The organism is Gelidibacter sp. (genome assembly GCF_053579655.1).
This window is the reverse complement of record NZ_JBMDWE010000062.1, coordinates 1-11,960: the sequence shown is the minus strand read 5'-3', so window position 1 is coordinate 11,960 and position 11,960 is coordinate 1. Positions and strand designations below refer to the sequence as shown.

The 11,960-nt window shown below is 34.8% G+C and carries 13 protein-coding genes; 7 read left to right on the top strand and 6 right to left on the bottom strand.

Annotated features, from left to right (window positions below; translation table 11 throughout):
* From ACOH2D_RS17855 to ACOH2D_RS17825, 7 genes are all read left to right on the top strand, one after another.
* Positions 1 to 952 (top strand): TraG/VirB4 family ATPase (locus tag ACOH2D_RS17855; protein ID WP_449536114.1); only part of this gene is annotated, 952 nt, incomplete at its 5' end.
* A gap of 133 nt (positions 953 to 1,085) precedes the next feature.
* Positions 1,086 to 1,589 carry a conjugal transfer protein gene (locus tag ACOH2D_RS17850; protein ID WP_449536116.1) on the top strand — a complete coding sequence of 168 codons (504 nt, stop codon included), beginning with the start codon at positions 1,086 to 1,088 and terminating at the stop codon, positions 1,587 to 1,589.
* A 2-nt stretch (positions 1,590 to 1,591) separates the two neighbouring features.
* The gene (locus ACOH2D_RS17845; protein WP_449536113.1) at positions 1,592 to 2,434 is read left to right on the top strand and encodes a hypothetical protein; all 843 of its coding nucleotides are present in this window, start codon (positions 1,592 to 1,594) and stop codon (positions 2,432 to 2,434) included.
* A gap of 10 nt (positions 2,435 to 2,444) precedes the next feature.
* A complete protein-coding gene (locus tag ACOH2D_RS17840) occupies positions 2,445 to 3,068 on the top strand; it encodes a conjugal transfer protein TraK (RefSeq protein ID WP_449536112.1) in 624 nt (207 codons plus the stop codon).
* Positions 3,049 to 3,978 (top strand): conjugative transposon protein TraM, encoded by a 930-nt coding sequence (traM, locus tag ACOH2D_RS17835; protein WP_449536111.1) that lies wholly within the window; start codon positions 3,049 to 3,051, stop codon positions 3,976 to 3,978. The genes ACOH2D_RS17840 and traM overlap by 20 nt, the downstream gene beginning before the upstream one ends.
* Positions 3,975 to 4,829 (top strand): DUF4138 domain-containing protein, encoded by an 855-nt coding sequence (locus tag ACOH2D_RS17830; protein WP_449536110.1) that lies wholly within the window; start codon positions 3,975 to 3,977, stop codon positions 4,827 to 4,829. Before traM ends, ACOH2D_RS17830 begins: the two co-directional genes overlap by 4 nt.
* 7 nt (positions 4,830 to 4,836) lie before the next feature.
* Entirely contained in the window at positions 4,837 to 5,199 is a 363-nt protein-coding gene (locus tag ACOH2D_RS17825) for a hypothetical protein (RefSeq protein ID WP_449536109.1), read from the top strand.
* An 8-nt stretch (positions 5,200 to 5,207) separates the two neighbouring features.
* Here the strand turns inward: ACOH2D_RS17825 and ACOH2D_RS17820 are convergent, their stop codons facing one another.
* The 6 genes from ACOH2D_RS17820 to ACOH2D_RS17795 form a co-directional block, all read right to left on the bottom strand.
* Positions 5,208 to 6,035: a DUF6602 domain-containing protein gene (locus tag ACOH2D_RS17820; RefSeq protein ID WP_449536108.1), complete on the bottom strand. Its 828-nt coding sequence runs from the start codon at positions 6,033 to 6,035 to the stop codon at positions 5,208 to 5,210.
* Positions 6,028 to 6,486: a Mov34/MPN/PAD-1 family protein gene (locus tag ACOH2D_RS17815; RefSeq protein ID WP_449536115.1), complete on the bottom strand. Its 459-nt coding sequence runs from the start codon at positions 6,484 to 6,486 to the stop codon at positions 6,028 to 6,030. Before ACOH2D_RS17815 ends, ACOH2D_RS17820 begins: the two co-directional genes overlap by 8 nt.
* 2 nt (positions 6,487 to 6,488) lie before the next feature.
* Positions 6,489 to 8,162 carry a ThiF family adenylyltransferase gene (locus tag ACOH2D_RS17810; protein ID WP_449536107.1) on the bottom strand — a complete coding sequence of 558 codons (1,674 nt, stop codon included), beginning with the start codon at positions 8,160 to 8,162 and terminating at the stop codon, positions 6,489 to 6,491.
* Positions 8,163 to 9,116, bottom strand: coding sequence for an SMODS domain-containing nucleotidyltransferase (locus ACOH2D_RS17805; protein ID WP_449536106.1), 954 nt, complete (start codon positions 9,114 to 9,116; stop codon positions 8,163 to 8,165).
* Between the two features lie 39 nt (positions 9,117 to 9,155).
* Positions 9,156 to 11,075 (bottom strand): site-specific DNA-methyltransferase, encoded by a 1,920-nt coding sequence (locus ACOH2D_RS17800; protein ID WP_449536105.1) that lies wholly within the window; start codon positions 11,073 to 11,075, stop codon positions 9,156 to 9,158.
* 6 nt (positions 11,076 to 11,081) lie between these two features.
* Positions 11,082 to 11,960 (bottom strand): PDDEXK nuclease domain-containing protein (locus tag ACOH2D_RS17795; RefSeq protein WP_449536104.1); only part of this gene is annotated, 879 nt, incomplete at its 5' end.

Sequence of the window (11,960 nt, the reverse complement as noted above, 5' to 3'; positions counted from 1 at the left end):
GGGGATAAATCCATTTTATATCAGCGATATATCTGACCTGGCACCAGAACGTCTCGAAGATCTATCGGTGTTCCTGTTTGAACTGTTCGCATCAGATTTAAAAGTGACCAAGGCACAATCGGTTTCCATCAAAAAAATATTGCGTCATTATTACGATAACATTTCAGAAAACCATTCTTTGGAAGGCTTCTACAATTTTATAGAAAAGAACCAGGAAGATCTACTGGAAACTCTTAAAATCCATCCCGACTATTTTAACGTCACAAGCTTTTTGCACGTCATGTCTGAATATGTTGGTGATGGTCTCTATAGTTTTCTATTTGAAGTCAGTGAAGACCAGACTTACAAAATCGAGGATAAGCGCTTGATCGTTTTTGAACTCGATGAAGTCAAGGACAACAAAGAAATCCTTTCCGTAATGTTGAAGCTGATTAAATCAGCGATCCAACGAACTATATGGAAAAATCGAGCTGAGAAAGGCATCATCCTGTTCGATGAATTTGCCAAACAATTAAAGTTCGATAACGTTCTGGAAAGTGTAGAATTCTATTACCAGGCCATACGCAAACAAAATGGAGCTATCGGGATTATTCTGCAATCCATCAATCAGCTTCCAAATAATTCTACCTCTGCGAGCATTCTTGAAAACACACAGGTCATTTACAGTCTGAACAATGAAAAGGGCTATACTGAATTAGTTAAAAGACTCAACCTTTCAAGCCACGATCTGAACCAGTTAAAATCAATCAAGAACAATTTTTCCGGTGCGCGGAAATATACTGAGATGTTCATCAAAATCGGAAAGGAAAGCAACATTTTTAGGCTTGAAGTTCCCAAAGAAGTCTATGCCGCCTATCTAACAGATGGACAGGAAAACGCGGCCATAATGGCCATTTATGAAAAGACCAATAATATGGAATTGGCTATAAAGGAATTCACTTCTAAATCCTAATACTATGAAAAACACAACGAAAATTCTGGAAAATTTTAACAATAGAAAGGTTGTGGGTAAAACAAAATCAGCAGCGCTGATAATCATACTCATCATCTCTTTTTTATTGCCTGCACGCGCTGCGTGCCAGGGAATGCCCACTTACGACAACACCAATTTTATCAGCTTGGTAAAACAACTGATAGAATCCGGGAAGCAGACCGCAAATATTATCAAGACCGTTGAGTTTTTAAAAACTCAAAAAGATAACATTGAAAAGGTCAACGATGTGGTCAGACAATTAAAAGCTGTTCGAGAAATTGGAAGGAACAACCAACGTCTGATTAATGTGATGCAAAATGACCTGAGAGATATTTTGGACAGTCCTTTTATAAAACCTGATGAAGTATCAAGGGTGTCACAATCCTTTACTACGATTGTTGAAAACTCTTTAAATACACTCGATTTTATAGACGAAATTCTATCGAGCGATTATCTGAAAATGACCGATGCGGAACGTACAGCAATTCTAAAAGAAAAAGAATTGGAATCTATGGAAATGGTTTCCAACATTACCACCAAAACAAAGCGCTACAGGGATATCATTTCATTCAGAAACATGCAGGACAAAATTAATAACCGCGAAACCGAATATTAGAGATGACCGCAACTTTCATTTTAGGAATAGGATTGGAATATATCGATACTGTTTTCCAAACGATACAGAATAGTAGTTTCTCACAATATACCATTGCAGGAATGAAGACACTTGCCGTCTTGTTTTTTTTGGTCAATATTCTCAAAAAATATAATGAAGGCGTTGCCGATAAGGACGGCTATAGTTGGGGATTGACCCCAGGAGAACTTGCTAAAAACTTTGCAATAGTCCTATTGGTCATATTTTCAACGCAAGTATTAGGATTCTTTGATGGCATCCTGGTCGCAATTGAAGGGCAATATCGTGCCACCGCTCCTGCTCTACTTCCATTGCAAATGCAAGACCTCCCTATAGAAGAAGATGTCAATTTCATAGAAGCCGCACAAGCCGCTATGACACTTCTATATGAAGCCTTAATAACGCCATTATATGGCTTCAAGATATTGGCTTTTATAATAAGCTTTTTTCTTTGGATTTTGGATTTATTTATTTATCCGTTGTTTTTAGCAGAACGCTATTTTCTATTAGGAATTATGCAAGCGTTTTTTCCATTGGTCATTAGTTTGGCCGTATTTGAAAAATTCAGATCGCTTGCTTATTCATTTTTCAAGTTATATGCGGCGGTTTATATGCTGGTGCCAGCATTCTTTTTGGTCAACATATTTATCAATGCCATTTATACGGAGATCAATACCAATTTTTGGCCTAACCTGTTTGGAACTGATGCAGGACAAGGTTTTTTTGCTCCAGTGATACAGCTGGGCTCAGTTTTTTTTATAGTATTTCTAAAATTCAAATTATACAGCCGTGCCACATCGTTCACGCTCAGATTGTTTAATAGCTAATCCAATTCAAATGAAAACTCCGTATAGAAATATCTATGAGATCCTAAAATTAAACCGACTCATCGTTTTAGCCGTTATTGTTTGTGCATTATTATCCAGCACCTTTTCACTTTGGATGGCTTTTACTACCAATAAAAATGCGCTCAATTATGCGTTTGCCATAAATACCGATGGCAGTATCATTCCGTTGAAGCTTGTTTCTCAGAAGGAAAATTTCGCTGTAGAAGCATTGGCACATTTAGAGCAGTTCCACAATTACTTCTATAATATTGATGCGAGCAACTATGAACGAAATTTAAAAAAAGCGCTTTGGCTAGGGAATAGTTCAGTGGACAATCTCTATCGTCAGAAAAAAGCGGATGGTGTCTATAACCGATTATTACAATACTCGCTGGTTCAAAAAGTGCTCAGAATTGATACCGAATTAAATGAAGCTGATGGAAAATATAGTTTCACGACGACCACCATCTTTGAAATCAACAGAGGCACCATAACCGACACTTATGAATTGATTTCCACAGGAAACCTGATCATGGTTGACCGAAACTTCCCCAACAATCCACACGGATTATTGATTACCGATTACTTCGAAAACACGTTAAAAAAAATTCAAAATGAAAATAGAAAAAAATAAAATAGTCTTTGCTGCAGTATTGGCTGTGATTTTCATTTTCCTTGTTTCCTATTCTATGATGATTATTGGAGATGACAAAAGTGAAAATGAGAACCTTAAGCAAACCTTGATCCCAGATTTGAAAGAAAACCAAAAACAGTATGATTCAAAATTGGATGCTATTAATGACCTTAAAGAGGTTCGCGAGACCAACGCGCCTAGCATCTATAATGAAAAACTGATTGATTCTTTGGGGTTTTACGATGCCCACTTACCACAACGCGAAAAAGAACGCATTGTAGATAGTATTTACAGCTCCGGTAAAATCCAATACTCTGGGAAACGACATCAAAACTTCGGAAAAAATAAATTGATTCGAAATGATAAAAAACAAATTGATTCTGCCGAAATCAAGACAGAACAAAAAATTCAAGCTAAAGAACTTGGATTGGAACATCAATTGTTTTTTGCTGCTTCCCCCAGACCTAATGAGATTTCAATAATCGGAAATACAGACGAAACTATTTACGCGGTGGTCGATGGCGACCAAATTGTACAGGCGAATACGAGATTGAGAATGCGACTAACCAAAGCTGCAACAATCAACAGTAAAATGATGCCAAAGAATACTCTTGTATTTGGATTCATAAGATTTCAGCCTAATCGGGCTTTGATTGAAATTGAAATTATCAATCATCATCCCACAAAGCTTAAAGCATTCGATTTGCAAGATGGCAGTGAAGGAATTTATGTTGAAAACAATTTTCGCGCTGAGGCAACCAACGAAGTTCTGAGTGATATTATTGATGATATCAACATCCCATCTGTTCCGCAAGTTAGCGGGATAACTAAGGTTCTTAAACGTAGAAATCGCAAAATAAAAGTGACCGTATTGAACAACTACAAACTAATTCTAAAACCAAAGCTATGAGAACATTTATTTTAATATCAGCTATATTAATTTGCAGTTTTGCATCTCGACCTTGCACTGCGCAAGATTCAGCGCAAACAACTAAAAATCTGGATACTATCTATGCCAATGATACCAAAAACGTCGCACTCTTTTTCCCTGAACCCATTCGACAAGGAATAACAGGTTCAGATAATTTTGTGTTTACTTACAATCGTGAAAAGGAACAGTATTTCGGACTGCTACAAGCAAAGCCAGGAAAAGAAAGTAATCTTCTGGTAGTCAATAGAAATGGCTCAATTTTTTCGTATATTGTAAGGTATAAAAAGCAGCTTTCAAAGCTTAATTATTTCTTTCCGACATCCAGTAGCATTGGGAATGAAAAACCAAAAGGGAAGGATTCAATTCAGACTGAAACTTCTGAGAAAAGTGTTGATTTTGGAGAGTATTACTATGAGAAATTCTGTACTTATCTCCTTGACAGAAAACAACACATCGGACGGATTAAGAAACAGAACGAAGGCATCTTTTTAAGTGTTGAAAATATTGTTTTTGATAAGTCAGCCCTCTACTTTGTTATTCAGGTTGAGAATAATTCTACTTTGGATTATGATTTGAATTTCTTGAAGCTCTCAGTTGAAACAAGACAAAAAGGAAAAAGGAAATCGTTACAGCGGCTGAATCAAGAACCCCTTTTTAAGTATAATTTTCCTGCTAAAATTGCAGAAAATGAAACGGTACGATTCGTTTATGTGATGCCCAAGTTTTCATTATCCAATGATCGTAGGGCGATTTTGGAACTGAACGAAAAAGATGGCGAACGTAATATTGAATTGAAAATATCACATAAATATATTAATAATCCAAACTGATACTGTTATGAAAAGAATATTCATTTTCTCAGTCGTACTTTTATTTATTTCCTGTTCTCAGAATAAGGACCTTTCACCTGCTGATACCGCAAGAATGGTTCTAAAAAGCTTCTACGAAAAGGATAATAGCACTATGAAAAAGCACACTACTACCGATGGTTATATCGGGCTATTGATGATTCAAGATATGGTACCGGAAAATAACAAAGAAGTCACCGTAGAAATCTTAGATGAAAATGTCGATGGCGAAACAGCCTGGGTTAAATACAATACTTCCTTTGACGAGAAGCCTGGTGTTTTTAAATTGATTAAAGAGAATGCCCAATGGAAGGTTTCTAGTAAAGGACCTAGAGAAAGAGGACCTTTTTGAATATAACCTTATAATTCTTTGTCGATCTCCTCATTAATTGAATTGGAGTATGCCTGTAAATCTATAGCCGCAACAGTTCCTATTGATTGCTGAAGATAACGGGTTAGTTGAAGAAAAAAAGATACCATTGAATTTTCAACTTTACTGAAATGAATTTCATTTACCTTCCTTTTCATATAGAAATCTTTATATCTCTTTTCAATATCCGAAATCTCGTGATCTTCTTCTCCTTCATAATCAATAAAAAAACTTCCATAGTCTGCTATACATCCAAAATCTATACTTTTCAAACCTACTTGTGCCTTTAAGTGTTTATTTAAAGTTTGATTGTTTTTTCTTGATCCCGACTTAGTCGAGGTCAATATGCCACCGACTATTTTTGTCAACCCTCTTGGGCTCTGTTTTTGACCAACACTTATAATACTCGTTGTAGTTCTTTTCAACTTTCTAACACTTTCAATTTTTTCCGCAGCATATTGTATGTTATTTATACCTTCTGAACTTGCTGAAATATCAGGTTTAACCTCAAAAACTGCATAAACACCCTCTGCGGGAATATAGTGAAATCCATTTTGAGAAAAAATAAACGGAGTGAACCAATTATCATAGATAACTATATCTATTTGATGACTTGTGTTTCCTTTACTGTCAATTATAATTGCTTTATCAACACTATATCTATTTGGTAAATATTTTTGCAACCATTCTATCCACGCATTTTCCAATGAATCTCCTTTGGATCCCGGATGCGTTATAAAATCTCTATTTGTATTTAACTGTGCAATCATTTGATTTTGGAGTCCACCAAAAAGTAATTTTAAATCTATTTTAGTCATAAGCCAAGAGTGTTTTATCTTTATAAATATAAAATTTGTATGCGTTTATTTTTAATTTGGAAATACTTAATATCAACAGTACAGGATTTAAAATTGTGACTTTGCCATATTGAGCAATTTCCCTCATAGCAATTAAATCCGTTTGACTATAGTTTATTGAATTATCAGGATGAGTGTGCCATTCACCAATATAATATTGATTTTTTTCTAAAAATAATTTTTCTAATTGTTCTTCTAATCCGATTGTACTTCTCTCAAATGTATAGCGATGTCCCTTGTACTTTTTTGGAAGAATAAAGTCATCAACATATAATTTTTTAAAATCTTCGGAATATTTTCCAACCAGGAATCCCCCAAATTCATTTGGGTGATGTTGCATACCTAAACGACCTATTTTATTAAGCAGGACTTCCGAGAATATTAAGTCTAATCCATCGTATGTTTTTACCACTCTCAATACTCTTCTATATAATAATTAATAGAACCCTTCTTTTTTGGTTTTACAACGAAATTATTTTTCTGCCTGTTCTCTGCAAAAACTGAATTTATGTGTTTAATTGCGTATTGGACTAGAAAGTCTATTTCATTATACGATGCTTTAAACGTTGGACTCCAACAACCGGTAGGATTATATAAGTCTTCTAAATCATTCTCCAAAATATCGTTATACTGGTTTTTAAAGAAGCGATAAGAATTGGGATGGAAACCCGCTATTAGCTCCTTAGCTTTATTTGTGATTGACATACTAATTATGGTACAATTTACAGACAACTCGTCTAAAATGTACATTAAATCATCATCTGTTGTACAATCTACTACTATGTCATATTTGCTTAATTCAGAAATAAAGGTTTTTCGATAGCTTTTCTCTTTGTAAAACAACTTTACTATAGTTTGGAAGTAATCCTTATTAACTGTGGAAGTCTCAACAAATGGAGATATTGCAGTAAGTATTCTTGAAAGTTCATCCACCTTATCGTTCAACCCCAAATTAAATAGGTATTCTGAACGGCAAACATTTTCTGGTTCCTTGACATCAAAATCCGCTAGGTCAATTTTTGTGCATCCTCCCCTCACAAATGTTTTGGCAATCACACTTCCAATAGCCCCTATTCCAATAATTAAAATTTTCTTTTCTGTAATATTAGAGGTTAAGGCACCCCTGCCAAAAAAATAAGGATATGAAGAATCTCTGGAAATAGCCCAATTAATTCTTCCAGTAGTTAATTGACTTTTCCACTTTCCTGTTTTTTTTCCATTAAATATTATTGGCACACCTTTTAATGGGTAATTTCCGATTTCTAAGAGTGCTACTTGCCAATGAATTTCTTTGTCAGTGGTATCATAGCCGATAAATACTGGGGTGATTTGACCTTTAAACTTTTTGAGATTATCTCTTTCAAACCTATGAAGAAATGCTAGAAATTCATCTGGCAAGAAATCATTTAAATCCTTCCAGTCCTGAAAAATAAAACGGTTCAAATTAGCTGGGTGGTTTTTAACGAATAAATAAATACCAGTATTAATCAATGGCATATTTAAGTATCGTGAACTCCACCCACAATTCACATTAAAATTCTCATTTATTGAAAAATGCCTTACTATATTGTTATAAATCGGTTCCTCTCTATAAATTCCATTACTTAAAGAACAAATGCCAACAGTACCGTAGTCCCCATTATTAAATGTATGTTCAACATTTGTAAATGAAAAAGAATAATAAGAGTCATTAAGAGTGTTTTCTGGAACTATAATGTGCTCGTAATGTGTGTCATTTTCATTATCTATATAATACCTTAAAATCCAATTTTTTAAGGACGTCAAGTCCATAATTAATTTTTGCTCCAAGTTTATATTGTGAGATGTGTGAATGCAAATAGATCCATCTCCCATTACGTGTTGGTACTGTATTAAGCTCTTGTTTTTGAACTTAATGGATTCTGAGTCGTAACTTCTTAAAGGATAGTGAGCTGCAATAATTATTTCAAAATCGAGAGGTTCAGCAAGTTCCTTGAAATCAATTTGAATCTTTCCATTCACGGAAACATCTTCCACCTTTAAATCATAAATTTTACTGACAAAAGTGATACCTTCTAAAGTGTTCCTAATTGAAGCGAAATCAATCATTCAACCAAAGCGTTGATTGGTTGGGGGAATGGAAGCAGTCACTGTCGAGCCTTTTATGCCATAGCTAGAATTATCTGAACTATTATTTTCAAAATCACTATTTACAGGAAAGTAGGTTTTTAAATTCTCTGAATTTTCTTCAATCCTGCTAATAATGGTTTGCATTCTGCTGGAAAGATTACTTCTTTCCCAATTTTCCAAAGTATCAATAACGTTATTATTGGAGTTGCCGGGATCTATTAACTTGAAATCTTCTTTTTCAACATTATCCCTTACGTATTCCATAACCTTTTTAATTTTTTCCCACACATTCCCACTGACATCCTCTTTATCAAAGGCTTTTATTGTCATTAATTCAAGTAAGAAAGATTTATATTTCTCATTATTGCTATTTTTCCAAATTTTAAACAACCTTATTACTTTTCTCTCGTCATCCTTAGCCTTAATGTGGTCAATCTGAGAATGAATATTAGTTTGGATATATGTGCTTTTTTGGAAAAATCCATATTGAGAGTACACATAAAGATTTAAATTTTTGTCTTCTATATACTGGTCTTGATTGAGCTCTCTTCCAGGGACTACATCTAAGCTTACAATATCTCCGTCCTCGTCTTCATTGAATTCAATGCCTATTGACACCTTCTGTTTACGGATATATGCCTCATCTTTATATTTTTCGTATAAAAAGTCATATAGGTTATCAAACATATTTTCCAATGTTTCAGAAGAATCCTTTTTAAAAGGCACAACTATATCTAAATCAAATTTAATATTTATGGCCGTGTGCTTTTTGAAAGAACCTGAATCGAAAGGAGAGTATATTTCACTACCATAATTTTCCAATAACGCTGACTTCACTTCATCTCTCTTTGATTTAAATTTACTCACTAAATCTTCAATCTTAGACATTCTATGTGTTTCTAACACTTCTGATAGATACTCTGCTTTGTTCATTGACATATTATTTCTATTTAAAATTTTATTGTTTTATTTTCAAAACGCATTAAACCTATCTCCCATATAATGCTTCAAATTCCATTTCTTTGTAGTGTCCAAGGCTCTTTCCAAAACAATCAACTTCTGATCTGTATGGCTTTTAAAATAAGCTACGGTTTCCTCTGCCAAGCTTACGTCCAGGCAAATTAAGGTTTGTTTTTCGCCGTCTGATGCCAAGAATATTTCATTCTGCTTAAACTGTTCCTGTTTTTCTAAAGTGTAATTAAGTCTAAAACCGTTTTTAATTAAAATTTCGGTAATGAGTTCTTCGCGGTTAAAGGCAGATACGAGCTGTGCTTCTTTTTCGGCAATGTATTTTTTGAGCAAGACCACATTTTCTTCATCGGACTTCTCGGGGTCGGGAGCGTATTCTACCCTTGGGAAATTAGACTTGACCAGTCTAAACACTTTAAAGCCCAAGCCTTTCAATTGTTCTTTTTTCGTTTCTTCTTTAGTGAATAAATCTGGGGTTTCTTTCTTCTTTTCAGCAATGATATTATCAAGCACGCGTTTGTTTCGCTCAATAGTAATATCACTTATTTTTTTGTAACCTGCTTTATAAGCTTCGCTTTTTTCATCTGTTGTTTCTGGAAGTTGAATCAAAATGTATTTTCTATTACCACCGTCTTCCTGATTAAGTTTTGTTATCGCCTGTCCAGTTGGTCCAGAACCAGCAAAAAAATCGAGAATTATATCATTTGCCTCTGCTACTTGTGCAATAAGATTTTTGATCAGAACTGAAGGTTTTGGAAAATCAAAAATTCTAGATTCAAATAAATTTTCAATTTCTTTAGTTCCATTTCTAGTATAAACCTCTTTCCCAACTATAGAGCTATATCCAGGCAAGGCTTCATTTAACTCGTCTAAAAACACTTTTCGTCTTGGGCGTCCATCATTAGACTCAGGCCAAATTATTCTCTTATCTTGAATAAGTTCGGACATTGTTTTTTGATTATATCTCCAGCCCATCATTGGTTTTTGATAAATAATGTTAGTTTCAGGATTTTTTAAATCATAATGTAGATTTGGTCTTTCCGTCTCTGGTTTGAGTCCTACCATATTTGCACTTACCCATAAACCTCTTTCATCATTATCAGGATTAGAATATTGTTTAATTTTTCTCTCTGAGCCTTTTATCGCTCTATTATTGGGACTTTTACTATAACAAATTATATATTCGTGGTCGATTGAAACTCCAGTTGTAGTTCTATTATCTTTATTCTGTCTGCTTTTCCAGATAAATTCCGCTACAAAATTCTCTTCTCCAAAAACTTCATCACACAACTTCCTTAAATGATGTACTTCATTATCATCGATAGATATAAAAATCACGCCATCCTCTCTTAACAATTGTCGTGCAATTAACAGGCGACTGTACATCATATTGAGCCAATTACTATGAAAACGTCCATCTGTCTCCGAATTGGTGTCAACCTTAAAGCCATTCTCCGTCATTTCCGCCTCTTCCCAGTACTCCTTTCTATCTTGATTAAAATTGTCAGAATACACAAAGTCATTTCCTGTGTTATATGGTGGGTCAATATAGATGCACTTAACCTGTTCTCGATAACTGTTGCTCAACAACTTGAGCACTTGAAGGTTTTCGCCTTCAATGATTAAGTTGTCACTGTTATTGGGATTTACGCTTCTTTCTTCATCATAAACAAGCGTGGCGTTTGTAGGCGTAAAACCTTCCCGTTTAGCCTTGCTTTTCCCAAACCATCGAAACTCATAGCGCTCTGTTTCGCTAACGCTTTTGGGGTCAACCACTTTTTTAAGTTCGTTTAAATTCAGTTCTCCTTCATTGGTAAACAGATCAGGCATTAGTTGTTTTAACTGTTGCAGGCGTTCTTTGTTCCAGTCGTGTGACTGTACTTTTTCCAAGGGGTTTTCTATGGTTTCTTTAGTATGGCTCATAAACTATTATTCAAGATCTTTTTCAATAAATTGTTGTAGTTCTTCCTCGCTTGGTAGATACATTTGGTATTTTGAGGCAAAAAGGTTTTTCTTATCATTAAGCACCGAATATTTTGCCACCACGTTATCGGTGTCGGCACAAAGCAATATCCCAATCGTGGGATTGTCGGTTTTAGATTTTTCGCGTTCATCAAACATCCGCACATACATATCCAACTGCCCGATATCCTGATGGCTCAATTTCCCACTTTTAATATCAATGACTACAAAACATTTGAGATGGTAATTGTAAAACACCAGATCGATAAAGAAATCGGAGGTTTCGGTACGTACCAATTTTTGTTGTGCCACAAAGGCAAAACCTTTTCCCAGTTCTAATAGAAAAGTTTGCAAATGGGTTATAATTCCTTTTTCGATATCCTTTTCCTTATGGGTTAAATTGGCGGGAAGATCCAGAAATTCGAGTACATAGGGATTTTTAATAAAGTCCAATTGAGATAATTCGCTGCTTTCCGAAGTAATTTCCTTATTAGATTGGCTGGATAAAATGCGTTGATAATATTGACTGCTGATATTGCGATCCAGCTTTCGGACACTCCAATGTTGGCTAATCGATTCCTCTAAATAAAATTGCCGTACGGTTATATCTTCTACTCGTATTAACAAGCGATAATGTGACCAACTCAATTCGGGGCACACTGTGTCCCGAATTGGAAAACTTAGGTAAAACTGTCGAATTCTACGCAGTTCGCGGGCATCGAAGCTTTTGCCAAAATCATCACTTAAATTTTGTGCAAGTTCCTTTAATAGATAAGTGCCGTATTCTGCTCTTTCGCTACCGTGTTGTTCTTCATCCACAATACGTTTGCCTATTTCCCAATAAGC